The 26,234-nt window shown below is 71.9% G+C and carries 19 protein-coding genes, 1 tRNA gene and 3 pseudogenes; 8 read left to right on the top strand and 15 right to left on the bottom strand.

Annotated features, from left to right (window positions below):
- Positions 1-39: 39 nt before the first annotated feature.
- Positions 40-1,263: a serine hydrolase domain-containing protein gene (locus ABZ079_RS21835; RefSeq protein WP_356941082.1), complete on the top strand. Its 1,224-nt coding sequence runs from the start codon at positions 40-42 to the stop codon at positions 1,261-1,263.
- 591 nt (positions 1,264-1,854) lie between these two features.
- Here the strand turns inward: ABZ079_RS21835 and ribA are convergent.
- Positions 1,855-2,514, bottom strand: coding sequence for a GTP cyclohydrolase II (gene ribA, locus ABZ079_RS21830; protein WP_356941081.1), 660 nt, complete (start codon positions 2,512-2,514; stop codon positions 1,855-1,857).
- 38 nt (positions 2,515-2,552) lie between these two features.
- On the opposite strand from ribA, the pseudogene ABZ079_RS21825 reads away from it, so the two are divergent.
- Positions 2,553-3,299 (top strand): annotated as a pseudogene (locus ABZ079_RS21825) (creatininase family protein); the annotation flags it as partial.
- On the opposite strand, the gene ABZ079_RS21820 reads toward ABZ079_RS21825, so the two are convergent.
- From ABZ079_RS21820 to ABZ079_RS21800, 5 genes are all read right to left on the bottom strand, one after another.
- Complete coding sequence (locus tag ABZ079_RS21820) at positions 3,185-4,516, bottom strand: lysylphosphatidylglycerol synthase transmembrane domain-containing protein (RefSeq protein ID WP_356941178.1); 1,332 nt, start codon at positions 4,514-4,516, stop codon at positions 3,185-3,187. The pseudogene ABZ079_RS21825 and the gene ABZ079_RS21820 sit on opposite strands and share 115 nt — an antisense overlap.
- A gap of 242 nt (positions 4,517-4,758) precedes the next feature.
- On the bottom strand, positions 4,759-5,715 hold the full coding sequence (locus tag ABZ079_RS21815) for a trans-aconitate methyltransferase (protein ID WP_356941177.1): 957 nt from the start codon (positions 5,713-5,715) through the stop codon (positions 4,759-4,761).
- 329 nt (positions 5,716-6,044) lie between these two features.
- A complete protein-coding gene (locus ABZ079_RS21810) occupies positions 6,045-7,298 on the bottom strand; it encodes a glycosyltransferase family 4 protein (RefSeq protein ID WP_356941080.1) in 1,254 nt (417 codons plus the stop codon).
- 53 nt (positions 7,299-7,351) lie between these two features.
- The gene (locus ABZ079_RS21805) at positions 7,352-7,750 is read right to left on the bottom strand and encodes a 6-carboxytetrahydropterin synthase (RefSeq protein WP_356941079.1); all 399 of its coding nucleotides are present in this window, start codon (positions 7,748-7,750) and stop codon (positions 7,352-7,354) included.
- Positions 7,751-7,861: 111 nt separating this feature from the next.
- Positions 7,862-8,851, bottom strand: a complete 990-nt coding sequence (locus ABZ079_RS21800) for a zinc-binding alcohol dehydrogenase (RefSeq protein ID WP_356941078.1) — start codon at positions 8,849-8,851, stop codon at positions 7,862-7,864.
- Between the two features lie 107 nt (positions 8,852-8,958).
- Here ABZ079_RS21800 and ABZ079_RS21795 point away from each other — a divergent pair, with 107 nt between their 5' ends.
- The 3 genes from ABZ079_RS21795 (at position 8,959) to ABZ079_RS21785 (ending at position 12,387) form a co-directional block, all read left to right on the top strand.
- Positions 8,959-9,723 (top strand): CDP-alcohol phosphatidyltransferase family protein, encoded by a 765-nt coding sequence (locus ABZ079_RS21795; RefSeq protein ID WP_356941077.1) that lies wholly within the window; start codon positions 8,959-8,961, stop codon positions 9,721-9,723.
- A 555-nt stretch (positions 9,724-10,278) separates the two neighbouring features.
- Positions 10,279-10,707 (top strand): hypothetical protein, encoded by a 429-nt coding sequence (locus ABZ079_RS21790; protein WP_356941076.1) that lies wholly within the window; start codon positions 10,279-10,281, stop codon positions 10,705-10,707.
- Between the two features lie 138 nt (positions 10,708-10,845).
- Entirely contained in the window at positions 10,846-12,387 is a 1,542-nt protein-coding gene (locus ABZ079_RS21785; protein ID WP_356941075.1) for an alpha/beta hydrolase, read from the top strand.
- Positions 12,388-12,988: 601 nt separating this feature from the next.
- Here ABZ079_RS21785 and ABZ079_RS21780 read toward each other — a convergent pair.
- From ABZ079_RS21780 to ABZ079_RS21745, 8 genes and pseudogenes are all read right to left on the bottom strand, one after another.
- On the bottom strand, positions 12,989-14,878 hold the full coding sequence (locus ABZ079_RS21780; RefSeq protein ID WP_356941074.1) for a DUF2075 domain-containing protein: 1,890 nt from the start codon (positions 14,876-14,878) through the stop codon (positions 12,989-12,991).
- Between the two features lie 576 nt (positions 14,879-15,454).
- Positions 15,455-17,512: an elongation factor G gene (gene fusA, locus ABZ079_RS21775; protein WP_356941073.1), complete on the bottom strand. Its 2,058-nt coding sequence runs from the start codon at positions 17,510-17,512 to the stop codon at positions 15,455-15,457.
- 427 nt (positions 17,513-17,939) lie between these two features.
- Entirely contained in the window at positions 17,940-18,965 is a 1,026-nt protein-coding gene (locus ABZ079_RS21770; protein WP_356941072.1) for a nucleotidyl transferase AbiEii/AbiGii toxin family protein, read from the bottom strand.
- A gap of 281 nt (positions 18,966-19,246) precedes the next feature.
- Positions 19,247-19,381 carry a DUF397 domain-containing protein gene (locus ABZ079_RS21765; protein WP_356941071.1) on the bottom strand — a complete coding sequence of 45 codons (135 nt, stop codon included), beginning with the start codon at positions 19,379-19,381 and terminating at the stop codon, positions 19,247-19,249.
- An 11-nt stretch (positions 19,382-19,392) separates the two neighbouring features.
- Complete coding sequence (locus tag ABZ079_RS21760; RefSeq protein ID WP_356941070.1) at positions 19,393-19,776, bottom strand: Scr1 family TA system antitoxin-like transcriptional regulator; 384 nt, start codon at positions 19,774-19,776, stop codon at positions 19,393-19,395.
- 745 nt (positions 19,777-20,521) lie between these two features.
- Positions 20,522-20,609: transfer RNA gene (locus ABZ079_RS21755), tRNA-Leu, on the bottom strand.
- Positions 20,610-20,948: 339 nt separating this feature from the next.
- Positions 20,949-21,588 (bottom strand): annotated as a pseudogene (locus ABZ079_RS21750) (GntR family transcriptional regulator).
- A 93-nt stretch (positions 21,589-21,681) separates the two neighbouring features.
- Positions 21,682-22,629, bottom strand: coding sequence for a beta-ketoacyl-ACP synthase III (locus ABZ079_RS21745; RefSeq protein ID WP_356941069.1), 948 nt, complete (start codon positions 22,627-22,629; stop codon positions 21,682-21,684).
- Between the two features lie 317 nt (positions 22,630-22,946).
- On the opposite strand from ABZ079_RS21745, the pseudogene ABZ079_RS21740 reads away from it, so the two are divergent.
- Together ABZ079_RS21740 and fdhD are read left to right on the top strand one after the other, a co-directional pair.
- Positions 22,947-23,119: pseudogene (locus tag ABZ079_RS21740) on the top strand (Fe-S-binding domain-containing protein); the annotation flags it as partial.
- A gap of 7 nt (positions 23,120-23,126) precedes the next feature.
- A complete protein-coding gene (gene fdhD, locus ABZ079_RS21735; RefSeq protein ID WP_356941068.1) occupies positions 23,127-23,975 on the top strand; it encodes a formate dehydrogenase accessory sulfurtransferase FdhD in 849 nt (282 codons plus the stop codon).
- A gap of 699 nt (positions 23,976-24,674) precedes the next feature.
- Here the strand turns inward: fdhD and ABZ079_RS21730 are convergent.
- Positions 24,675-25,112, bottom strand: coding sequence for a MarR family winged helix-turn-helix transcriptional regulator (locus tag ABZ079_RS21730; RefSeq protein ID WP_356941067.1), 438 nt, complete (start codon positions 25,110-25,112; stop codon positions 24,675-24,677).
- 124 nt (positions 25,113-25,236) lie between these two features.
- Between ABZ079_RS21730 and ABZ079_RS21725 the strand changes: the two genes are divergently transcribed.
- Entirely contained in the window at positions 25,237-26,154 is a 918-nt protein-coding gene (locus ABZ079_RS21725) for a zinc-binding dehydrogenase (RefSeq protein WP_356941066.1), read from the top strand.
- The last annotated feature ends 80 nt before the right edge of the window (positions 26,155-26,234 follow it).

Below are 26,234 nucleotides of genomic sequence, written 5' to 3'. Positions count from 1 at the left end.
GTCGGAGCGCACCACGCACGACGCGAGCGGAGGAAAGCGATGGGACAGCTGCGACAGGAAGTCGACCCGGGCGAGGCGGGGCTGGACGTCAGGGCGCTGGACCGTCTGGACCAGCACTTCGCCCGCCACGTCGACGAGGGGCGGCTGCCCGGTTACCTGGTGGCCGTGGCCCGCGCCGGCCGGGTCGCCCACCTCACCACGTACGGCCGGCGCGACATCGCGGCCGGGCTGCCGGTCGAGCCGGACACACTGTGGCGGATCTACTCGATGACCAAGCCGGTGACCGCGGTCGCCGTGCTGATGCTGGTGGAGGACGGCAAGCTGTCCCTGGACGACCCGCTCGACCGCCATCTGCCCGCGTTCGCCGACCCGCTTGTGTACGAGGGCGGTTCGGGTGCGCACGTGCGCACCCGCCCCGCCGCGGGCCCCATCCTGATCCGGCATCTGCTCACCCACACCGCGGGCCTGACCTTCGGCTTCTACTACAAGCACCCGGTCGACGCCCTCTACCGGGAGGCGGGTCTGGAGTACTCGGTGCCGCCGGATGCCGGGCTCGCCGAGACCGTCGAGCTGTACGCCCGGATGCCGCTGCAGTTCGACCCGGGCACGCAGTGGAACTACTCGGTCGCCTCGAACGTGCTGGGCCGGGTCGTCGAGGTGGTGTCCGGGCAACCGCTGGACGCGTTCTTCGCCGAGCGGATCCTCGGTCCGCTCGGCATGACCGACACCGGCTTCCACGTCGTGCCCGAACAGGCCGGGCGTCTCGCGGAGTTGTACGGCGAGACCGAGGAGGGCGGAATAGAGCCGGTGCCGGGGCTCCCGGTGCACGGCCGGCCCCGGTTCCTGTCCGGCAGCGGCGGCCTGGTCTCCTCGGCCCACGATTTCCACCGCTTCATGGAGATGCTGCGCCGGGGCGGCGAGCTGGACGGCAGCCGGCTGCTGTCCGCGGACACCGTCGCCCTGATGACCAGCAACCAGTTGCCCGGCCACGCGATCCTGCGCGACTTCGGCGCCCCCGGCCACCGGGAGCCCGGCAACGACGGCCTCGGTTTCGGCTTCAACGTCTCCGTGGTGGTGGATCCTTCCCGCACGCTGGCCCCGTCGAGCCTGGGCACCTACGGCTGGACCGGCGTGGCCACCACCGCGTTCTGGGTCGACCCGCGCCACGACCTCACCGTGCAGTTCATGACCCAGGTCCGCCCGAAGACCCTGAAGGTCTTCCCCGAGCTACGGCGGCTGGTGCACGAGGCGCTGCCGGACTGACCGCGCTACCGCGCCGGCCGCCCGCGACCAGGCGCCGACCGCGCAGATCTCCGTGCCGGTCTCGATCGGCCGAGGGTGGTGCGGGCGGTCGTGCTGGTGCCACCCGTTCCGTCGATGCGGCGGCTCGGTGCGGCGCAGGAGGCGTGCGCCGTGCGCGCGAGCGGCGGTCGCACAGCCGTGGACGACGGCCTCGGGGGTGCGGTGGCCGTCTTCCGGGAGCGGGCGCGGCCGGCAGGCCGTCGGTGGTGATCAGCGGGGAGAGGCGGCGGGCCTCCTCCGGGAAGAACAGACGGCCGGGCGCACCGAGGGCGTTCCGCGGCCGCACCCCCGCATCGAAGGAGGCTCCCCGCTCCGGTGTGGACAGCGGGAACGGACAACCGACCCGGCGCAGCCCGAGGTCCTGCCCGTTCTCCCCCTCGAACCGGCCGAGGGCCTGCCGGGGCTGCGCGCGCCGGGCCGGCTGTTCAGTTCGCCGGAGAACTGCGCCGAGTCCGGCGCCGGCGCACGGACGACCTCACCGGGGCGATGCGGGCGGCAGGGCGGCGCACACCGGGCACCGCGCCCGGCGGGCCGCAATGAACGGGCCGCGCGTCAGGAGCCGTGGGCCACGGCGTCCAGGTGGGGCAGGTGGTGGTCCATCCGCTCCCGCTTGGTCCGCAGATAGGTGATGTTGCTCTCGCACGGCTCGATCAGCAGCGGCACCTGCTCGGCGACCTGGATGCCGTGCCGGACCAAAGCCTCCCGCTTGCGCGGGTTGTTGGACATCAGCCGGACCGAGCGCACCCCGAGGTCCCGCAGGATCTGGGCGGCGACGCCGTAGTCGCGGGCGTCGACGGGCAGGCCGAGCGCCAGGTTCGCCTCCACGGTGTCCAGACCCTCCGCCTGCAGGGCCATCGCACGCAGCTTGGCGAGCAGTCCGATGCCGCGGCCCTCGTGGCCCCTCAAATAGACGACGATGCCGCTGCCTTCGGCGACCACCGCGCGCATCGCCGAGGCCAGCTGGTCGCCGCACTCGCAGTGCTGCGAGCCGAACGCGTCCCCGGTCAGGCACTCCGAGTGCAACCGGACCAGGACGTTCTCGGTGCCGATCTCGCCGTGGACGAGAGCGACTTGCTCGTCACCGCGGTCGTGGTCCAGGTAGCCGATCGCCTGGAATTTCCCGTACACGGTGGGCAGCGGTGTATTCACGACGCGTTCCGCGCCCGAACGCCGCGCGGACTTCTTGCCGAGTACGCCGATGTTTTCTGTCATGATCTGATTCCTAAGCAGAGACGAGAGGCCGTGAAGTGATGAGTGATTCGGGCGCGCGAACGGCGGCATACGGGGTGGTGCCGACGGACACCACGGAAGATGTACGGACGCGGGGGGCGGGCGTTTCAGCACAGGTCGCCGTCCTTCCCGTCGGGAGCTTCGAACAGCACGGCCCGTTCCTTCCGTTGGCGACCGACACGCTGGTCGCCTGTGCCGTGGCCCGGGAGATCGCCGCCGCGTACCCGGTGCACCTCCTTCCTCCGGTGACGGTCTCCTGCTCGCACGAGCACGCGGCCTGGCCGGGGACCGTCAGCATCTCCGCCGTGACCCTCCACGCGGTGGTCAGGGACATCGCCGACTCGCTGCGCCGCTCGGGCGTGGAGGCGCTGGTCGTGGTGAACGGGCACGGCGGGAACTACGTACTGGGCAACGTCGTTCAAGAGGCCTCCGCGCGCGGGGAGCGGATGGCGCTGTTCCCGGCCGCCGAGGACTGGGAGACGGCGCGGGAACGGGCCGGGGTGCTGACCTCGCTGCTCACCGACATGCACGCGGGAGAAATCGAGACCTCCATTTTGCTGCACGCTCACCCCGAATTCGTCCATACTGGTTACGAGTCCGCCGATTTCACCGCCGACGACCGCCGGCATCTACTCACCGTGGGAATGTCCGCCTATACCGAATCGGGCGTCATCGGCCGTCCTTCCCTGGGTTCCGCGGAAAAGGGGAAGGAACTGCTGGCAAGCCTCGTCGAATCCTTCGAGCCGTATGTCGCACTGCTCACCTCGTCCGACGGGCGCGGGTAGTCCGTCCCGGGCGCAAGGCCGGCGTCCGCCGCAGGCGCAAGGCCGGGATCCGTCGCGGCGGCCCCGGCCCGCGGGGCCGCCTGCCGGCGGGCGACGAGAACGACGGCACCGGGCAGGCTCGCCACGAAGCTGAGCACGCCGTACACGACGCCGACGGCGACCCCGGTGCTCGCTCCCAGGCCCGCGGCGCCGAACGCCCAGGCGGTGACGCCCTCGCGGGGGCCGAAGCCGCCGACGTTCAGCGGCAGGCCCATCGCGACGAGGGCCAGGACCGCCAGCGGGAGCAGCACCGCGACCGGCGCGGCGGACCCGGAGACCCGGGCGGCGACCACGAACATCGCGAGGTGGCCGGCGAGGACGACGGCGGAGGACAGCGCGATTCCCGGGCCGCCCCGCGGGGACAACAGGCCCTGGCGCGTCTCGCGGAGGGCGGAGCGGAGGGCGCCTTCGCGACGCGCGGGCGCGCGGTTCAGGCGGACGGCGAGGACGACGGCGAGCGCGCCGGCGGCAGCGAGGGCCACCAGCGGGGTGACGCTGCGAGCCTGCGCACGGACCGGGGACGGCAGGGTCAGCAGCACCGCCGCGCCGACGGCGGTCAGCGCGAGCTGTCCCGCTACCCGTTCCAGCACGACCGCCTTCACCCCGCGCCGGAGATCACCGGCGCTCCGTCCGTGCCGCACCGCCCGGTGCACATCGCCCAGGATCCCGCCGGGCAGGGCCGCGTTCAGGAACAGGGCCCGGTAGTAGTCGGCGACGGCGGGCCCCAGCGGCAGCCGGATGCGCAGCCCCCGGGCCACCAACTGCCAGCGCCACGCGCTGAACACGGTGGTGACCACCCCGATGCCCAGCGCGGCCAGCACCGTCACGGTGTCGATGCGCCGGAGCCCGTCGAGCAGCACACCGGTGCCGAGCCGCCACAGGAGCGCGGTGAGAATGACGACGCCGACGGCGGTGCCGAAGTGGGTACGCAGGGCACGGGAGTTGACGCGGCGGGGCGCGGGGGCCCGTGCAGGGCCGGGCACGTTCGGTTGCGCGGCCTCGGACGCCGGTGACTCCGCCGGCTCCGTGGCGGCACCAAGGGCCGGTGACGCCGTGGCGGCACCGAGGGCCGACGGCGCCAAAAGCGCTGTGGGGGCCTCCCGTTCGCGGCCTGTACCCGGGATCGCGCCCTCGGGAGCGTGGCCGGCACCGGTGATCACCGCCTCGCGAGCACGGGCCGCACCAGCGGTCGCGGCCGCGCGAGGGCGGCCCGTACCGGTGTTCTCCGCGCGCGGGTGTGCCGCGGCGGCGTGGGGCAGATGCCCGTGTGCCGCGGCAGCGTTCTGCACGCGCGCGTGTGCCGCTTCCGTAGGCGTCACGCGCGCGGGCGAGCCGGTCACCGCGGTCCTGGTCCCTGCCGCCCCCGCCCCGGCCCCCACCGCCGCTGCCGCCGCCCGCGCGCTCATGCCGTACGCCCGGCCGGCCCGGGCAGCGCCAGCAGGTCGCTGTGGTGGACGACGGCGCGCAACTCTCCGGCCGCGCAGGCGGCGAGCCGGTCACGCAGGTAGCGTTCGGCGCGGTCGCGCAGTTCCGGCCGCTGTTCGACGGCCGCGCCCACCCAGCCGCGCAGCCACTGCTCGGTCAGCGCACGCTCGTCCGGGCCGAGCCGCCACGGGCTCGGGTGCACCCGTACCGTCGCCCCGCGTTCCGCGAACGCCTCGCTGGTCACGGTGACCGCGTCCGGGCCGAGCAGTCCGGCGCGCCGCTGGTGGGCGTTGAACGCCTCCTCGATCTCGGCGTCCAGCGGGTCGGCCGGGGTGAGTTCGACGCGTCCGGCGACGGACAGCGTGAGCAGCGCTGGGCAGCCGGCCCCGGTACAGGCGTCGGCGAGGGTGGCGGCCTCCTCGCGAGTGAGTACGTCGAGCAGCGCGGACGCGGTCACCAGTGAGGCCCCGGCGAGCACGTCCGGGGTCAGGCGGGCCACGTCACCGCGGCGCGTCTCGACCGTGACGCGGCTGCCGTCGGCGGCGGAGCGCGGGGAGGCCGCGGCGGCGAAGTGCAGCAGGTATGGATCGCGGTCGTGAAGGATCCAGTGCTGGGGGCCGTCCAGGCGGGGCGCCAGCCAACGGCCCATCGATCCGGTGCCGCAGCCCAGGTCGTGCACGACCAGCCCGTCCGCCCGGCCCGGCAGGTCGGCCGGCCGGATCCGCAACGGGTCCAGCAGCTCCTGCGCCCGGCCGGCCGCGTCGGCGCCCTCCCGCAGTTGCAGCCACTCGGGCGCGTACCGCGGCGGCTCCTCGGTGCCGCCGTCCCGCAGCCGTACGGTGGCCCGCTCGCCGGGCCGGACGACGGGACCGGCACCGGCGATGACCGGGGCGGGGGCACCGTCCCCGACGGTCCCGGAGGGAGCGGTGCCGATGGCGGCCGTGGATGCCTCGCCTCCCGAAGCGCCGTCGGACGCACCGGCACCGGCCGTGTCGCCGGACACCGCGCCGTGCTCTCCCCCGCCGGGAACCACACCAGGCCCCCCAGCGACAGCGCCGGCAGCCCCCGTACTCACCGCGTCGGCCGACATCCGCGCCTCCTGGTCACCGGCGACCTCGGCGCCCCGTGCCACCTCGTACTCCTCGCCACCCGTCGTCACGGACTCCGCCTCGCTCGGCCCGGGCTGGGACGGGATCGGTCGGACCGGCCCCCTCGGTCCGGGCTGGGCCGGGATCGATCCGGTCGATGCGGTCTTCGGGGTGCTCATGCCGCCCTCCTCGGTGCTTCGGGGAGTCGCTGGAGGACTCCGGCCAGGCTGCGGGCGGTGGTCGCCCAGCCGTCGAGCGCGGCGCGGCGGCCGCGGGCGGCGGCCTTGAGCCGGCGGCGTACGTCGGGCTCACCGAACCAGCCGCGCAGTTCGGCCGCGAGCGCCGCGGGGTCCTCCGGCGGGACGAGGATGCCGGGCACCCCGCCGTCAGGGGCGCGGCCGACCGCCTCGGGCAGGCCGCCGACGTCGGTGGCGAGAACGGGGATACCGCGGGCGAGTGCCTCGGTGACCGCCATGCCGTAGGTCTCGGCGTAGGAGGCGAGGACCATCAGGTCGGCGGCCGCGTAGGCGGCGTCGAGGTCGGCGCCGGAGCACGGCCCGGTCAGCCGCAGGCGGTCGGCGAGGCCGTACCGGTCGATGAGGGCGCGAAGATGGGCGACGTACTCGGGGTCATGGCCGAGCCCGCCGACACACTCGCAGGTCCACGGCAGGTCCCGTACCGTCGCGAGCGCCTCCACGAGCCGGTGCTGCCCCTTGCGCGGCGTCACCGCGGCCACGCACAGCAGGCGGGAGACGCCGTCGGTGCCGGCCGCGAGGGGTGCGATGTCGGCGCCGGGTGCGGCGATGTGCGCCCGGTCCGGGGCGAGCCCGTGGTGGGAGACGAGGCGGCGGACCGCCCAGTCGCTGGTCGCGATCACCGCGGGCACCGCCCGTAGAACGGCGCGCTCGCGGGCGTCGAGGTCGGCCGCCACGGCCGGGTCGAGGCCGGTCTCGTCGCCGAGCGGCAGGTGGACGAGCACCGCGAGCCGCAGGCGTTGGGCCTCGGGGACGACGATGTCCGGGACCCCGCAGGCGACGAGTCCGTCGAGCAGGACGACCGCGTCGTCCGGCAGGTCACGGAGTGTCCGGGCGAGCCCGTCGCGGGCGGCCCGGTCGGGACGCGGCCAGGTGCCGGGCGCGGCGTGCCGGGTGACCTGCCAGCCGAAGCCGGGCAGGTCGAGGCAGACCCTGCGGTCGTAGGCGTTGCCGCCGCTGGGCGCGGCCGGGTCGTCGACGCCGCCCGGCATGACGAAGTGCACGGTGCGCAGGGACATGGGGATGATTCCGGCGTTCTCGGCGGCGGGCTGCACGGGCACGTAGGTGAGGCGTGCCCTCTCCACGGTGCTCGCGCTCGGCACGGTCTGCGCGGTCGGCGCGGTCGGCGCGGTCGGCGCGGTCGGCGCGGTGGGTACGGCGCGCGCGGTCGCCATGCTCAGGCCGGTGCTCCCCCCACTCAGGCCGGTGCTTTCCACGCTCAGGCCGGTCACAGGTCACGCTCGTAACTCGCCCAGGCGATGTGCGACTCGTGCAGGGTGACCGTGATCCCCCCGAGGCCCTTGGCGCCCTCGCCGAGGGCACCCTTGTGGACGCGTTCGGCGAGCCGGTCGGCGATGACCTTGGCGAGGAACTCGGTGGAGGTGTTGATCCCGGCGAACTCGGGTTCGTCGTCGAGGTTGCGGTAGTTCAGCTCGGCGACGACGGCGCCCAGTTCCTGCGTGGCCAGGCCGATGTCGACCACGATGTTGTCCTCGTCCAACTGCTCGCGGCGGAACGTCGCGTCCACGAGGAACGTGGCGCCGTGCAGTCGCTGCGCGGGACCGAAGACCTCGCCGCGGAAGCTGTGGGCGATCATGATGTGATCGCGGACGGTGATGCTGAACAACGGACGACCCTCCAGGTGCGGCGCGTCTGGTCCCCCTGCCCTTGCCCGCCGGGGGATGCCGTGTAGTACGGCTCTTCGCTTCCCCCCGTTCAGCCCTCTCTCACCCTTTTCTCAGGTCAAGCCCGTCTCGGCGTACCGCACGCGGTGGCACAGGGCGGGGATCTCGCCGGAGGCGAGCTTCGGCATGACGTCCGGGAGTTCCTCGAAGGCGCTCTCCCCCGTGATGAGGGCGTCCAGCGCCGGGTCGGTGAGCAGGTCGAGGGCGAGGGCCATGCGGTCGGCGTAGGTACGTCCGGCGCGGGCGGCCGGGGAGACGGTGCCGACCTGGCTGCTGCGCAGGTTGAGCCGGCGGGAGTGGAAGGCCTCACCGAGCGGCAGGCTGACGCGCCGGTCGCCGTACCAGCTCAGTTCCAACACCGTGCCCTCCGGGGCGAGGAGTTGGAGGGCCCGGTTCAGGCCGGCTTCGGTGGCGCTGGCGTGCACGACGAGGTCGCAGTCGCCGAGGGCGTCGGCGGGTGCGGCGAAGTCGACGCCGAGCGCCTCGGCGGTCTTGGCGCGGGACGGGTCGGCGTCGACGAGCTGCAACCGGACGCCGGGGAAGCGCGCGAGCAGCGCCGCGACCGAGCAGCCGACCATGCCGCCGCCGACCACCGCGATCCGGTCACCGATCAGCGGCGCCGCGTCCCACAGGCCGTTCACGGCGGTCTCCACGGTCCCGGCGAGCACGGCCCGGGCGGCGGGCACCCGCTCCGGCACGACGGTCACGGCGCTCACCGGGACGACGTAACGGCTCTGGTGCGGATACAGGCAGAAGACCGTACGGCCGATCAGCGCAGCCGGGCCCTCCTCGACCACGCCGACGTTCAGGTAGCCGTACTTCACCGGTCCCGGGAAGTCGCCCTCCTGGAACGGCGCCCGCATCGCCGCGTGTTGGTTCTCGGGGACGCCGCCGCGGAAGACGAGGGTCTCCGTGCCCCGGCTGACCCCGGAGTACAGCGCGCGCACGACGACCTCGTCCGCGGCGGGCTCCGCGAGGGTGGCGTCGCGCAGCTCGCCGTGGCCGGGTGAGCGGAGCCAGAACGCGCGGGCCGAGCGGTTCATCCGCATCCTCCTGAACGATCGGGAAGTTGTTCACGTACCGAGAAGTGCACAGGCCGCGCAGAGTACGCGGCATTGATCGACTCTGTCACTCGGCCGGAGGGTGTGCGGTGGCCCTGAACAACACGTATGACGCGAGGCTCCAGCAGGAGACCGCTGTGGGAGCGGGCGTGCAGATCCTGCTGCTGGCCCTGCTCGGCTCGGCGATCGGCCTGGGGCCGGCCGGCTGGCTGACGGGGCTCGCCTTCGCGTTCGCCACCTGGGCTGTCCTGGCCCGGGCGCTGCACCGCTCCCGGCTCAGCTCCTTCGGCCCCGCGAACCGGGTCACGCTCGGCCGGTCGACCCTGGTCGGCGGGGTGACCGCGATGGTCGCGGACTCCTTCCAGAGCGCGCCGCCGGTGACACTGCTGGTCGCCCTGACCGCCGTCGCCCTCCTCCTGGACGGCGTGGACGGCAAGGTCGCCCGTCGCACCGGCACCTCCTCCGCACTGGGCGCCCGCTTCGACATGGAGGTCGACGCGTTCCTGATCCTGGTGCTGAGTGTGTATGTGTCCACGCGGCTCGGCCCATGGGTGCTGCTGATCGGCGGCATGCGCTACGCGTTCGTCGGCGCCGCCCGCCTGGCCCCCTGGCTGAACGCCCCGCTGCCGCCGTCCTTCGCCCGCAAGACCGTCGCCGCGGTCCAGGGCGTCTGCCTGCTGCTGGCCGGCTCCGAACTGCTCCCACACCTGGCGAACCACGCCATCGTGCTGTCGGCGCTGGGTTCGCTGGTGTGGTCCTTCGGCCGGGATGTGCTGTGGCTGTGGCGGAACTCCCGTACGCGCGCCGAGGATGCGGTCTCCGAGCCGAGGGTGCTGGAGCTGGCCGCGCGGTGAAGCGAGGGCGTGCGGAGGGCCCGGGCCGGCTGCCGGTCAGGGCCTTTCTCATGTGTGACGACGACCGTACGGTGGTGACGACCGTACGGTGGTGACGACCGTACGGTGGTGACGACCCTGCGTGGTGACGACCGTGTGGACCCGCCTCGTACGGTCGCGAGCACGCCGAGCACCAACCCGGCGACGGAGGCCATGGGCGGACGAGTCGCTCGAGTCCGTCGCCTCGGTGGTGCTCACCGGGGCGCCCCTTCGAACCGGTGGGCCGCGTCGCATACCAGGTGCGGTCCCGCCTGGGTGAACCGCATGGCCGCGCCGATACCGGGCAACGACCGCTCCGGTCCGCCGGGTGTCCAGCCGAGCGCGAACACGGCGAGGAAGCCGCCCGCGTCGGCCCGCAGCGCCGTATGTCACCGATGGCCAGGCCGTGCCCGGTGGCGGACGGAACGCCCGCCGTGTCGTGGCGGCAGACTCACGACCGGGGCGCCGGCACCAGATCCGGTTCCGCAACCAGGACTCGGGACCACCCCGGACATCCTCGGCGACGGTGGCCGGTACATGGCGATCGCCGACGACGCCGATGACCGCATGCACCTCCTCGCCCACCGGCGCGGCACCGATGTCCCCGCCGAACAGCGGCCGGTGTGCGAGATCCCCGGTTCCGGCCGGGGCTCGTCCACCGCCGTCGACTCCGTGATCAGCTGGGACGACAGCTACCTGACCGCCGTCGATCTCCGCACGGACGGACCCGGGGGAAGCGGCTCGTCGGCAGCGGCACCGGATGCGAATCGACTGGGCGCCGGCCACCCTGGGGCTGGACGCACCGCCCACGCCGGCGTGTTCGACGGCCTGGCCGCCGTGCACGACGTCAACTGTCCCGCCGGGCACCGACTTCCCGTCACCGGGCCGTCGCCGTCACGGGTGAACGCGGACGGCGATCAGGCCGGCCGGGTTCTCCTCCGAAGGTATCTTTCTGTGTCCGTCTGAGGTAGCAGCAGGACCGGTCCGCAGACGGATTCGCCATGGCGGGCAAACACGAAATCGTCGTTCCTTACGAGAAGTTGATCGAAAGGAACGGCAATCGTGCGGATAGGACGCTTGGCGCCCTCGCTCGCGGTGGGGATCATGGCAACGCTGGTCCCCACTCTCGCTCCGACGCAGGCATCCGCGGCAGAGCCGCTGCAGACATTCGAGAACCAGAAGCCGGCGTGGCACCGTTGCGACCCCTCCATGCCCGCCAGCTACCAGTGCGCGACGATCAAGGTCCCGCTCGATTACAGCCGCCCCACGGGCAAGACGATCGGGCTGGCCATCTCACGCCTGAAGACGAGCGTCCCCGGCAAGCGGCACGGCGCGCTCCTCTTCAACCCCGGCGGGCCGGGCGGCGAAGGCCTGGACATGCCAGTCATGATGCGGGAAGTGATGCCCGCCAAGGTCCGCGAGCAGTACGACCTCATCGGGTTCGACCCACGCGGCGTGGGGCGCAGCAGCCCCGTCACCTGCGGCCTGACGGCCGGCGAACAGAACATGGAACACCCCTACAAGCCACAGAAGTTCGGCCAAGACGTCAAGCGAGCCAGGACCGTCGCCGAGAAGTGCCGCGCTAAGAACGGCGACAAGCTCGCGCACATCACCACCCGCAACACCGCCCGTGACATGGACGTCATCCGCGCCGTACTGGGCGAGAAGAAGATCTCCTACCTGGGCTTCTCGTACGGCACCTATCTGGGCGCCGTCTACACGCAGATGTTCCCCGAGCGGACCGATCGCTTCGTGCTGGACAGCGCGGTCGATCCCGGCCGGGTCTGGCGCGGCATGATCCAGGTCTGGGCGGAGGGCACCGAACCGGCTTTCACCCGCTGGACGAAGTGGACCGCACAGCACCACCGCACCTACAAGCTCGGTGACACCCCGGCCAAGGTGAAGAAGACGTTCTGGAACCTGATCGCCCGGGCCGACCGCAAGCCGATCAGGTACGGGGGCGTGAAGTTCACCGGGGACGACATCCGTGCCATGCTGCGCCCCGAGTTCTTCAGTCCCAAGGGCGCGGCCGAGACCGTCGTCGAGTTGAAGAAGGCAGCCGACGGCAGACCACACGCCTCCCGCGGCTCGGCCGCGCCGGACGCCGAGAAGCGCCAGCGCCGCTCCGCGGTTCCCGGCGTACATGTGCCGGAGGACAACGGCTCCGCCGCCTTCTGGGCCGTGGTCTGCGGCGACACCGCGGCCTGGCCGCGGGACCCGGAACAGTACCGACGTGACGCGATCCGGGACAAGGCCAAGTACCCGCTGTACGGCGACTTCGGCTCCAACATCACGCCCTGCGCGTTCTGGAACGAACCGGTCGAGCCCGTCACGGCGGTGGACAACGGGGTCGGCCTGCTCACCGTGCAGAACCAGTGGGATTCCCAGACCCCGCTGATCAGCGGCCTCGGCATGCACCGCGCTCTGAAGGGCTCGCGCATGGTCTACGTCGCGGGCGGCGAGGGCCACGGCGTCTACTCCGACGACCCGCGCTCGTGCGCCAACCGCACGGTCAACGCCTACCTGAGCACCGGAAGGCTTCCGGCGCGGGACGTCACCTGCAAGACGTCCGGTCACCGGAACCCGGGCTTGGGCCACCCCATCATCCCGACGCCGCAGCACGTACCGGGAACGCCCCGCTTCTGAGCACATCGCGGGCTCCGGGCGGTTCTCACCCGGAGCCCGCGATCGACTCCACCACCCAGCCGAACCGCTCGCGTCCGCGCCTTCCCAGCCGAGCGCCAACACGGCGAGGAGGCCGCCCTCGCCGGCCCACAGCGGCAGATGTCCCCATGGCGAGGCGGTGCCCAGCCGCAGGAGCTGCGCACACCGCGGCGAACGCCGGCACGCAGGCCTCTCATCGCCGGGGACGCGCTCGCCGAACCGATCGGACGACGGCCGGCACGAAGTGCTCACCATTGCGGGCTCCGCCGTGCTGTGGAGCAGCAAACACCAAGCACACTTCTGATTTCCGTGACGTCACCATAGAGCCCGTCGTCCGGACCCACACCGTGCAGGTTGGGGGCAAGGCCGTTCCACCGCGAGCATGGACACGAGGTGGGTCCCCCAGGGCACGAGTGTCTCGTGCGGGTGGGGGCATGTCCTCTTGGGGAAGCCCGTCGGGTCGCGATCAGTACTCGTGATCTTAGGGAGAGGGCTGCCCGACGGACGACGATGACGCCGTGGTCGGCCCGAAGCGCGGCCATCATGGCCGGATTTCGTGCTCCGTGGCGAGGACTTGCCTTCATCACACCGTGGCAGCTCGCCGCTCCACCCGACCGTCCGTCAGCTCCCTCAGCTTCTCCCGCGTCTCCGGGTCTGTCGCATACACGATCGTGCCGACCATGCCCCGGGTCAGCAGCACCTTGTACGTGTTGCGGATCAGGCGGTCCACGTCGGCGTCCGGGGTGGACTTCTTGAACACCGGGTCCTTGGAGGCGGTGCGGTCCGTGATCCAGCGGTCGCCGCGCCAGAGCAGATCGGGGCCGATGATGACACCGGACCAGTCGTACTCGAAGCCCTGGGCGGTGTAGACGCACCCGACCTGACCGAAGCCGGCCGGGTCGGTGGCCCAGAGGGCGGCCGGGGGCGCCCCCGAGACGGAGCGGTCGCCGCGCAGGTTCCAGGGGCGGGCCCAGTCACCGATGACGACATCGGGCGGGAGCGGTTCGCCGGGTTTGGGCTCTGGAGACCAGCGCCAGCAGTAGCCGGCGGACATGCGTGCGCCGTAGCCCTGCGCACGGCGGGCCTGGAGGAACGCCTCCATCTCCTGCGGGCTGTCGGCGACCAGCAGCTGCATGCGGTCGTCGGGTTCCCAGACGACCGGCCCGCCGGGCTCGAGGCCGAGAAGGCGGACGACCCAGCGCAGGTAGGCGTCGCTGCCGCCGCAGCGGAACTGGCTGTCCAACGGGACGACGTGGCAGGGGATGTCGCGCTTCGCCGCTGCCGCCTTGATGTCGGCCACGGTGCCCATCTCACCGGGGCGCACCACCTGATGTTCGTCGAGGAAGAAGACGGGCACGTAGGCGACGTCGATGAGTTCGTCGATCTGTGCCCTGCCGGTACGGTGCTCGGCACGCGTGTAGCGGTTGGCCGAGGTTTCCCGGATGCGATGTGCCTCGTCGCAGATCAGAGCACCCAGGCTGTTCTTCTCGGTGGTCATGAAGCTGTTGAAGTACTTGAACAGGTCCTGGACCTCCCGCTTCCGGGATCCGGCGACCTTCCTCATCGTCTTGGTGAACGACTGCGAGCCGGTGGCGTGCAGAGCCGGGACTCCGCGCCGGTACAGCTCGCCGAGTAGTTGGAGAGCGATCACGCTCTTGCCGGTGCCGGGACCGCCGGTGACGATCACGACTTCCTTGCGATCGGCGTGCTTCGCCTTCTCCACCGCGTTGAGCACCATGCGGTAGGCGACCTGCTGCTCGTCGAGCAACACGAACTGCTGCCGCTCCCGCACCTCTTCGGCTGCCACGGACATCAGCTGCTTCGACGGCGCGGTGGCGCCCGCGAGCAGTTCGTCCGCGGCCGGGGCTCCGAGATGCCTGTCGCTCAGCCTGGAACGGAGATGTTCGAGGAAGGCGCCGCGGCGTTCCCCGGTGAAGAGCAGTCCGTGACCGTCGCGTTCTATCTCGCGCAGTCCGGTCACGCCGAACTCCGTGGCGTTGTGCAGGAACGCCACACCGTTGATCCGGTGCCCGTGTTCGGCCACCGCCCCGTTGAAGTTGACCAGGTAGTCGCAGTAGCGGCGTACCTGCTCGATGGGGTTGAGGACCGGGTGGGCGTAGGCATCGACGTGGCACAGGGTCGGGTCGTCCTCATGCGGCAGTGCCTGGCTCCACTGCTTCAGCTCCACCACAACGTACGACGGCTCCCCGGTGACGGGGTGCACGCCGGCGAGCACGACATCGGCGCGCTTGCTGTTCAGCGGGAGCGCGTACTCCAGCATGACTTCCACGTCGCCCAGACCCGCGTCATTGATCGCGGCGGCCAGGACGGGAATGCTGCGCTCCCAGGAACGCACCTCCGAGGTGCCGGGGCGGTAACCGTGCATGTGAGCGAACTGATCGGTGAGGTGCAGGAACAGTGAACCGTCGAGTGCCATGACGGCGACCGTTTTCGCGGACGCGCGGAACAGCAAGGACTTCCCCCAGGCAGCACGAAGAGACTCGTGCGGGTGGGGGCATGTCCTTCGGAACTCCACCGGGGTGGAGCGGAAGCCCGTCGGGCCGCAATGACGATGAAACAGAGATTACCCGGCGGGCCCGATACTGATGTGGGTGGCTACCGGGGCGGCACCGAGTCCGCTGCTGCCCCGTCTCTCTCAGCTCCCCGCTGTCGCTGCCGCGCGCATGCCGCCGCGATGCCGGCGCGCCGGACAGAATGACCTGTCCGACCAGCAGACCTGGAAGACGAGTCACTGGTCAGCCGGCTGGTTGCCGACCCTGTCGCCGCCCCGGGCGTGGAGTCGCACGGCCTTGTGGTCGGCGAAACGTCGTCTGTCGATCGGAAGGACCGCCCGCGCTCCTCGGCGACCCGGCGGAGACAGCCCGCTGCCCCGCCAAGTATCCCGTCTCACCACTGGCCCACTTCGGGGGAGCCCAAGTCGCCCGCTCGTCGGGGACCGCCTCCGCCGGCGGGGGACGGACGATCCGCGCCACGAACCACACGGCTCGTGGCGCGGGCCGTCAACGCCGCGGCGTATGCCGCGCCCCGCCTACCGGACCGGTGCGGATTCCGGCGCAGGGGCGTAGCCGGCGGGCCGGTTCGTGAAGGTGCCCCGGCCCTGGGTGCGGCTGCGCAACCGGGTCGCGTAGCCGAACAGTTCCGCAAGCGGCACGGTCGCGGTCACCGTGGCCGCGCCGCCCCGGGTCTCGGAGCCGCCGACGCGCCCGCGCCGGGCGGCCAGGTCCCCGAGGACCCCGCCGACCGCGTCCTCAGGCACGGTGACCGTGACCTCGGCGACCGGTTCCAGCAGGGCCATTGCGCAGGCGCGCAGGGCCGCGCGGAGGCCGAGCCGGCCGGCGGTGCGGAAGGCCGTGTCGGAGGAGTCCTTCACGTGGGTGGAGCCGTCGGTGAGCGTGACCCGCACTCCGGTCACCGGGTGCCCGCCGAGCGGCCCCTCGGCGAGGGCGTCCCGGCACCCGGCCTCGACCGCGCGCACGTACTCCTGCGGCACCCGCCCGCCGACCACGGCGGACCGGAACTCGAAGCCGGTGGCGCCCGCTTCGGGGCCGAGTGGTTCCACATCGAGTACGACATGGGCGAACTGCCCCGCCCCGCCGTCCTGTTTGACGTGCCGGAACACGAACCCGTGTACGGCGCCGACGACGGTCTCGCGGTAGGCGACCCTGGGACGGCCCACGGTGACCTCCGGTCCCCCGTCGCGGCGGATCTTCTCCGCCGCGACCTCCAGATGGAGTTCGCCCATCCCGGACAGCACGGTCTGCCCGGTCTCGGCGTCGGTGCGCACGACCAGCGAGGGGTCCTCCTCCGCGAGCCTCGCCAGCGCCGTCGCGAGCCGGCCGGTGTCCGTACCGCGCCGCGCCTCGGCCGCCACGGACACCACGGGCTCGGCGGCCACGGGCGGCTCAAGGAGCAGCGGGGCGGCGGGGTCGCACAGCGTGGAGCCGGCCCGGGCCGACTTCACGCCCGCGAGCGCGACGATGTCACCGGCGACCGCGCGGTCGAGTTGGGCGTGCCGGTCCGCCATGACGCGCAGGATCCGCGCCACGCGCTCGGTGCGCCCGGTACCCGGGTCCCACACGGTGTCCCCCTTCTCGATCGTGCCCGAGTAGACGCGTACATAGGTCAGTCGTCCGGTGGCGCTCACGTTCACCTTGAACACGAGCCCCGCGAAGGGCGCTTCGGGATCGGCGGCCCGCGGCTGCTCGGCGCCCTCGTGGACGCCGCGCACGCCGGGCACGTCGAGCGGCGACGGCAGGTAGGCCACCACCGCGTCCAGCAGCGGTTCGATGCCACGGTTGCGGTAGGCGGAGCCGCACAGGACGACCACGCCGTCGCCGCTGCGGGTGAGGTCGCGCAGGGTGGCGGCCAGGGTGGCGGCGGAGAGCGCCTCCCGGTCGCAGAACTCCTCCAGGGCCGCCGGATGGAGTTCTGCCGCCGTTTCCTCCAGCCCTCGACGCCGCCGTACCGCCTCGTCCCGCAGTTCCTCCGGCACCGGCCCCTCCACGGCCGCACCGTCGCCGTCCGCCCAGACCAGGGAGCGCATCCGCACCAGGTCGACCACGCCCCTGAAGCCGTCCTCCGCTCCGATCGGCAACTGGACGACGAGCGGGGCCGGATGCAGCCGTTCCCGGATCGAGTCGACGGCCCGGTCCAGGTCGGCGCCCGCGCGGTCCAGCTTGTTGACGAACGCGATCCTCGGTACGCCGTGCCGGTCGGCCTGCCGCCACACCGACTCGCTCTGCGGTTCGACCCCGGCGACGGCGTCGAACACGGCGATCGCCCCGTCGAGGACACGCAGCGAACGCTCGACCTCGTCGGCGAAGTCGATGTGGCCGGGGGTGTCGATGAGGTTGACGCGGTGACCGTCCCAGGCGCAGCTCACCGCGGCGGCGAAGATCGTGATGCCGCGGTCGCGTTCCTGCGGGTCGAAGTCGGTGACGGTGGTGCCGTCGTGCACCTCGCCCCGCTTGTGGGTGGTGCCCGTCGCGTACAGGATGCGTTCGGTGACGGTGGTCTTGCCGGCGTCGACGTGGGCGAGGATGCCGAGGTTGCGGACGGCGGCGAGGGTGGTGAGGCTGGTGCGCACGGCCCGGGGCCTTTCGGGAAGTCGTCTGGGAAAGGGCAGCGCGATGTCCCGTACGCCGGATGGACAAGGGGGTGCGGCGGCGGCCGGGCGTGTGCCGGGCGGGCGGCCGGGGTGTCAGCGGGGCGTCACGGGCATCCGGTGCCGGCCGCGCAGCGGGCACCGGACGAACGAGGACACGAGGATCACCTCGGTCCGCGAAGGGGGAACGACGACGGCGGTACGGTCACGCACGGCCCGGCTCCCCTCAGTCCTACGCTTCATGAAGCGCGCCACGGTGATGTCCGTGCGGCGCGCGATGCATGAGCGAGTGTAGGAAAGGGATCAGTCGGCGAGTACCGATTTTTCCGCCGGCGTCATCTACCGGACGGCCACTGCCGACGACCGGTTGAGCGACCGCCGCTGCCGACGACCGGTTCAGCGGCCGCCGTCACCCGACGACCGGTTCCAGTGCCCGGGAGAGACGGTGAAGCCACTCCTGTGCCGTCCCCCCTACCCGGGGATGCCTCTCCTGGAAGCCGGCCCAGTCCACATCCCAGCGCAGCAGCACGGCCGGGTGGAGGGCGTCCGTCTCCGTGTGTGCCGTGCCACGGAACACCTCCCGCAGCAGGTGCGGCGGCAGCGATGTGCCGTGGGCCTCTGCGAGGAGCACCGCGTCGTACAGGTCCTTGCCCTGCGCCCGGCCGCCGTCCCGGCCGTCGGTGTGCAGCCACAGCAGCTTCCACGCCAGGGAGAGGCCCCGGCTCGCGGTCCGTACCGCCGTGGGACTTCCGCCGTCACCCCGGGGTATCAGCGTCCACACCGGTGGCTCGGGGAGGCGTTCGTCCCGCGCGAAGTCCAGTCGCACCTCACCGGCCGGCAGTCCTTCCGCGTGCCACGGGATGAGCAGCCGTACTCCCGGCGTGGCGTGGTACGCGTAGGTCCATGCGCCGTCCACGCGGGCGTTCTCCGCGTCGAGGAACACGCCGGGGGCGGCCTGCGGGCGCATGGCCACGCGTTCGAGCAGGTCCAGGTACGGCAGGCTGGTCTCCCCGACGTCCTCGTCGTACAGCCACGACAGTCCTTCGGGCGGAAGGACCGGCCGCCGGCCGCCGGTGTCGAACTCCTCGTAAGTCCACATCTCGTACCGCGCGGCACCGTCGGCGGCCTCGGGCCACTGCTGCACGGTGTCGAGCCGGTCGAGGTACGGATACGGGTCCAGCGGATCGACCCCGACGGCATCTTCCAGGACCACCCAGTCGAGGTCGGCGGGCTCGCGCGCCGCGTCTCCCGTCCACGCCTGCATGACCATGCTTCCGCGCAGCACCAGGCTCCCGCTCCAGGGAGCGTCCGCGACGAGGGCCAGCACATGATCCAGAGCCGCGCGTCGGACCGCAGCCGCCGATCCCGCGGTGTGCGTGTCGGTCTCCGTGCGGGCTGTCTCGCCGGGCCCGTCATCGCCCCGTTGTGCGTTCACGGGGCAGACCGTAACGTCCACCACCGACAACGGCGGGGCGGAGCCAACGCAGCGCGCACAGCGAAGAACCCCATGGCCGCGGCCATGGGGTTCTCGTCGGTGTCCGAGGGGGGACTTGAACTCTCCACTCGGGCACCAGCCCATTAGTTAGCTGACCTGCGGATACGCACCCTGTGAGCCTCCTTCGAGACTGTGCGGGTTGGTCATCCTCACCTGCTGTTTCTGCCCGTTCCTGGCCCCTGTTGGTCATGCGTTGGTCACGTGTCCAACCGGTCAGGCTCTCAGGGCAGCCTGACACCGACATCCCGGTGCTTGGTGTCTCGCACCATGACACGAGAGACGTCATTGTCTGCGACTTCGACACAGCTGTCGGATTTCGTGTAGGAACTCGTGCGCCAATTCGGGTTCGTGGCCAAGGTCCCGCCTCCTAATCGGTCGGCATCCTGTCGTAGTGATGGATTGCAGCGAAAATCAGGTCTCGTACGGCGGTTCCGTATACCGCCGACTGCTTCAAGAGGGCGAACGCTTTAGCGTACAGCTCGATTTTTCGGGGCTGAGTAACGGAAAACTCTGCTGAGAAGGTCTCAACTAGTACGAGCTTGTCATCGAACATCGAGAATGAGTTACCTGGCCAGATGCGGAGGGGCGCAGACCTGGGGACGATGCCGAGGCTCAGCCTGGCCAGCCCCATGACCGACAACAGGCGGTCGAGTTGCCCCTTCATCACCTCTTTCCCTCCGAAGTTGCTGTACAGCGCCTGCTCGCCGAGCAACACGTTGAAGCAGGGAGACGGGCCTTTCGGGTGCCACATGCGGGGGGGCTGCATCGTGACGCCTGCCAGAAGCCACGAACGCTGCGTTTGCTAGAGCAGTGTGCGGAACGGGTTCTCTTCGAGGGGTTCGGGCCGCTCGGTCACGGAAACCGGCGGGCGAACCGACCGCTTCGGTTCCGGCGCAGGCTCCGGGGCGCGATTCGGTTCCGGACGGTAAGCAACCAGGCGGACGACGGTGGACCGCCGCGCCACCCGTTCCGCTGCGGCCGGCGATCTATGTGGATCAGTCCGTGTTGAACGTCCTGAAGTGGCAGAAGGAACGGCAGGACGGAGAGCGTGCACGTCTCGGCTCCGGCTGGGTCGATCATGACCTTGTGTTCGCCCGTGACGGCTTCAAGCTCTACCGGGGCGAGGCCGGAGGCCCGCAGGACCCAGAGAAGGTCTCCGCCCGCTGGCGGACCCTGCGGACGCGACTGAAGCTCCCCGAGACTTCCGGATTCACGACTGGAGGCACAGCAAGGTCACGAACGATCTGGACGCCGGAGAGAACCCCGTAGAGGTCTCCGCCAACGTCCGGCACCACTCGCCGGGCTACACCATGGCCCGGTACGGCCACCCTCGTAAGGACGGAGCGCGCCGACTGGCCGCCTCCGGCGCGGACCGACTCGGCCTGTTATCCCTGGTCTGACCTGGCAACTCTCCAGGCTGTTAGTCACGTGGTTGGTCACGCCACAGTCGGAGAAACAGAAAAACCCCAGGTGAACTGGGGTCTCCGCTGGTTGGTTGGTGTCCGAGGGGGGACTTGAACCCCCACGCCCGATAAAGGGCACTAGCACCTCAAGCTAGCGCGTCTGCCATTCCGCCACCCGGACTAGGTGTCTGCCGCCCGGCCGGGGTCTTCCCCGCGGCGACGAGACAACAATACCAAGGTTTCGGAGTGCGTTTCACCTGCGTATCCGTCCGCCGATCGGGTGGCCCGGACGCCCCGGGCCACCCGATCGGCGACTGTATACCGGTTGCAAGATCCCGCGTACGGAACGTACGGATCGAGGCGGGTGACTCGGGTGAGGCGCCGCGTCATGAGGCGCCGACCGCCGGGCAGCTCCGTCCCGGTCACCGCGGGACGGGGGCACGCCATGGGCAGCGGGTCACGCCGGTGCCGCACGACGGCACCGCAGGCCGCGAACCGGCCGTCTCCCGGCAGGCGTTCGTCAGGTCGCGTTCCGCTCGTGGTAGGAGTGCCGGGTGTGCTCGGTGTGTTCGCGCATCAGATGGGTGGCGCGCTGCTCGTCACGGGCGGTGATCGCGCTGATCAGTTCCCGGTGCTCGATCCATGACCGCCGACCGCGCCGCCGGGCCACGGGCGTGTAGTACCAGCGGACCCGCCGGTCGACCTGGGCGGCCAGTTCGGCGAGGACCGTGTTGCCGGCCAGCTCCATCACCTTGGCGTGGAAGGCCGCGTTGAGGGCGACCGCACGGTCCACGTCCTCGGCCGCCACCGCCTTCTCGCCTTCGGCGCACAGTGCCTCCAGGGCAGCGATGCCGGTGCTGTGGGCGTGCGCGGCGGCCAGCCGGGCCGCCTCCGCCTCCAGAAGCGCGCTCATGCACGAACGCGCCCTGGGCGGGCCGCAGATCGACCCAGCCCTCGGTGCTGAGCCGCTGCAGCGCCTCGCGTACCGGCTGCCGGGAGACACCGAGGTGCCCGGCGAGTTCGCTCTCCACGAGATGCCGGCCGGGCTGCAGGGCGCGCCTGGTGATCAGTTCCAGCAGCGCCTCGTAGACACGGTCACGCAACGGGCCGGGCCGTTCCAGTCTGGGCACGGCTCCCTGCGGCAGTCCGGACGACAACATCGCGGTCCCCCTCCTGAGCCGGCTTTCGTACGCATGGTAGGCGGAGCGGGAAGTGACCGCGTCACGCCGCCCGGCGCGCCCCCGGGGACGGCTTCACGGGCACCGCACGACCTGCCCGGCGTACGACAGGTTGCCGCCGAAGCCGAACAGCAGGACTGCGTCGCCGCTGCGGACGTCGCCCCGCTCGATCAGCTTGGACAGCGCGAGGGGGATGCTGGCCGCTGAGGTGTTGCCGGACTCGGTGACATCGCGTGCGATCACCGCGTTGACCGCGCCGAGCTTCTCGGCGAGCGGCTCGATGATCCGCAGGTTGGCCTGGTGCAGGACGACCGCGGCGAGGTCGGCGGGGTCGATGCCGGCCTTCTCGCAGGCGCGCCGGGCGATGGGGGGCAGCCGGGTGGTGGCCCAGCGGTAGACGCTCTGTCCCTCCTGTGCGAACCGGGGCGGTGTGCCCTCGATGCGCACCGCGTTCCCCATCTCCGGTACCGATCCCCACAGCACCGGCCCGATCCCGGGCTCCTGCCCCGGCCGGCCCGCCTCGACCACGGCGGCCCCGGCGCCGTCGCCGACCAGGACGCAGGTGCTGCGGTCGCTCCAGTCGGTGACCTCCGACATCTTGTCCGCGCCGATGACCAGCGCCCGGGTCGCCGCGCCCGCCCGGACCGCGTGGTCGGCGGTGGCGAGGGCGTGGGTGAAGCCGGCGCAGACGACGTTGACGTCCATCGCGGCCGGCTGCGGGATACCCAGTCGGACGGCCACCCGGGCAGCGGTGTTCGGGGAGCGGTCGATCGCGGTCGAGGTGGCGACGAGGACCAGATCGACGTCGCCCGGCGTGAGGCCGGCGGCGGCCAGGGCCTTGGCGGCGGCGTGCGCGGCGAGTTCGTCGACCGGTTCGTCCGGGCCCGCGATGTGCCGGGTCCGGATTCCCACCCGGCTGCGGATCCACTCGTCACTGGTGTCGACCATGCCGGCCAGCTCGTCGTTGGTGAGTACCCTGGCGGGCTGGTAATGGCCGACGGCGGCGATGCGCGAGCCGTTCATGTCGTGGGTTCCCCCTGTTGCCGTGGGTTGCGGGATCCACCAGTCTGATCAGTGACTCGCGGGTACGGGGGCAGGTGAAGGCACAGGAAACCGGCGCCCGGGTTGTCGGCTTCACTCAGGCCCTCGGACACCCGAGTACTCGTCCCGTGCACAGCTGCGCCGCCTTCTGGACGAGTTCGTCCGTCCCGCAGGCCGGGGGCGCGGCCACCCGCAGCCAGGCGAGGGCGATCAGGTCCCGGCCGCCGGGCGGACTGCTGTCCATCGCATACGGTCCACGCCACGCCTTCCCGATTCCGGTGTGCGCCCGCTCGTCCGGGCAGACGGAGACGACCCCGGTGTGCGCGTACCGAGGAGTGGGCTGCACCCTCACGCTCATGTGCAGGACAATGAGATCGTCCAGGTCACCTCGCCGCACGACAACCCGGTGACCCACGGCAACCTCTGCATCAAGGGCCGTTTCGGCTACCAGCACGTACAGAACCGGGGCTGATCAGAACATGGGACGAGTCACGGAACGACGCAAGGTCCTCCGGATCCGGGAGGGGGCGGTCTCCACCCGGCCGGACACGCTCGTCGCCGAGGAGCCCCTGGAGATCCGGCTGAACGGCAAGCCGCTCGCGATCACCATGCGCACACCGGGCGACGACTTCGCGCTGGCGGCGGGATTCCTGGTGAGCGAAGGTGTGCTGGCCGCCGCGTCCGATCTGCAGAACATCGTCTACTGCGCGGGGGCGACCGCGGACGGTTCGAACACCTACAACGTGGTCGACGTGAAGACCGCGCCCGGCATCGGCCTGCCGGACTTCACTCTGGAGCGGAACGTGTACACGTCCTCCTCCTGTGGACTGTGCGGCAAGGCGAGCCTGGACGCCGTCCGTACGACCGCCCGCTGGCCGATCGCCGACACTCCTCCGGTGCGGGTCACCCCCGAGCTGCTGGCGAGCCTGCCCGAGCGGCTGCGGGCGGCCCAGCGGGTGTTCGACCGGACCGGCGGCCTGCACGCGGCGGCCCTGTTCACGGAGGGCGGGGAGCTGCTGGACACAAGGGAGGACGTGGGCCGGCACAACGCCGTCGACAAGCTGGTCGGGCGGGCGCTGCAGAACGGTGACCTGCCGTTGTCCCGGACGATCCTCCTCGTCTCCGGCCGGGCCTCGTTCGAGCTGGCACAGAAGGCGGTGATGGCGGGCATCCCGGTGCTGGCGGCGGTGTCGGCGCCGTCGTCCCTGGCGGTGGACCTGGCGGCGGAGACGGGCCTGACCCTGGTGGGTTTCCTGCGGGGCAGCTCGATGAACGTGTATGCGGGCGAGGGACGGATCGCCCTGCGGGAGGCGGCCGCCCAGGGCTGACCGGTCCCCCGCGGCACGGTGGCGGGGAACGCCCCCCTCACCGCGGGGCCGCCTCGGTCCTGCGTCAGCGCCGCCCGGCGGCCGTGGCCGCCGCGGCCGCGACCTCGGCGATGGCGGTGGTCAGGGGGACCGACCGGCCGCCCGGGCCGGCGGCACGTGGTCGGGTTCGTGTCGGTGACCGGTACGCGACTGGTGTCCCGGCGGGAGTGCTGCTCGGCGGCCGAGCGCGGGACGAGGATGACAGCGGTCCCCGCCGCGACGCACTCGAACTTCTCCCCGATGGTGCGGATCGGCAGGTCGTCCGGCCGGAGACCGGAGTGCCGAGCCGGGTCTCGCCGTCGAGGCCGGCGGGGCCACCTCCCGTTTCCCGGCGCGCAGCCGCTCGTCAGGGCCGGTGCTCGATGAGCCGATCGTCCGCTTGACCGCCTCCAGGTCGCCCCCCGCGGGCGGTCCGGGCACCAAGGCACCGCCGGGCGGCTGGCTCGGTGACCGCGGGGGTGTTCGAGCCGGCGAGCACGAAGAGCGCCCGGCGGAGCGGAACCCGCTTGCCGGCCCTTCGGCGCGTGCGGGCACTCCGGCGCCTTTGCCGGGTTCGAGGGGGAGGGTGACGACGCGTTCCATCGGACGAACGAGGATCAGGGCGGGGCGCCGCGGGTCGCGCGCGTGGGCCCGGCGTTCATGACGGAGCGCCGGTCCTCGTCAGCCGGCGGTGCCGGAAATCCGGATCAGCAGGCCCATGAACTGATCGCGTTCGGCGGTCGAGAGCGGGGCGAGCAGCTCGTCGTTGGCGTCGCGGGCCGCGTGTTCGCAGCGAGTGAGAAGGCGGGCGCCCTCGTCGGTGAGGGAGACGGCGTTCTTGCGCCGGTCCCGGGGGTCGGGGGCGCGGACCACGAGGCCGGCGGACTGCAGGTCGTTCAGGACGCCGACGACGTCCTTGGGGTCCAGGCCGACACCGCGACCGAGGTCGGCCTGGGCGACCGGGGCGAGGTCGCGGACGGCGGAGAGGACCACGTGGTGCCACATCTTCAGTCCCTCGGCCGCGAGGGCGTCGGCGACCAGGGCGCGGCCCCGTGCGGCGGCCCGGCCCAGCAGCCAGCTGGGGAGGGAGCGGATCGCGGGCAGGGGTGCTTCGGCCATGGCGCCAGCCTATCCGGAAAACCATTGGACTTCCCAACGAACGGGCGATTACCGTTGGGACTCCCCACGACTTCGTGGGTGTTCCCCGTGATCGATCCGCCGGTGTCCCGGCCTGGAGGTTGCCATGCGTCGCGTCCGGTACGAGTCCACGGGTGGCCCGCTCTTCCTCGAGCAGGCCACCGCCCCCGAGCCCGGCCCCGGCGAGATCCTGGTGCGCGTCGAAGCGATCGGGGTCACCCTGCCCGTCGTCCGCAAGGTCACCGAAGCCGCCGAGCCGATCCCACTGGGCGGCGAGATCGCCGGTGAGGTGGTCGCGGTCGGCGAGGGCGTGACCCGCTTCCGCACGGGTGACCGGGTGACCGGGCTCTGCTTCGGCCACGGCTACGCCGACTTCGCCCTGCTGCACGAGGCCATGGCCTCGCCGATACCGGAGGCGGCCACCGCCGTGGACGCGGTCGCACTGGTGCGCAGCGGTCTGGTGGCGCTCGGGGCGCTGGAGGCGGCGCGGCCCGCACCGGGTGAGGCGGTGCTGGTCACGGCGGCGGCGAGCGGTGTCGGGCACCTCGCGGTGCAGCTGGCGCGGGCGCGGGGTGCCGGCCGCGTGGTCGGCGCCGTGTCCGATCCGGGGAAGGCGGACTTCGTCCGCTCGCTCGGCGCGGACGACTGCATTCCGTACAGTGCCGGCAGTTGGGGAGATCCCGTCGACTGTGTACTGGACGCCGTCGGTGGTGACCTGCTCACCCCCGCCCTCGCCGCGCTCGCCCCGCACGGCCGTCTGGTCGCCTACAGCTCGGGAGGCGGCACGGTCCAGGCGTACGACCTGCTGGTGGGCGGCAAGTCGGTGATCGGCTTCCAGATGGCCCTGATCGCCCGCGGCCGGCCGGAGCTGTACGCACAGTGGCGGCGGGAGCTGTGGCGCATGTTCGCCGAAGGCACCGTGCGGCCCGCCGTGCACGGGGAGTTCGCCCTGGAGGACACGGCGAAGGCGCACGCGGTGATCGAGACACGGGCCAATCTCGGCAAGGTCGTCCTGCGCCCGTAAGTGCCCGCACGCTTCTTGTCGGCTGCCCGAGCCCCAACTACCGTCATTGGCGCGCACCTTGGACGTAGAATGTCCGGGTG

It is taken from the genome of Streptomyces sp. NPDC006314, from assembly GCF_040613075.1.
GTDB lineage: Bacteria > Actinomycetota > Actinomycetes > Streptomycetales > Streptomycetaceae > Streptomyces.
The sequence above is the reverse complement of the archived record's forward strand: the minus strand, read 5'-3'. Positions and strand labels throughout refer to the sequence as shown.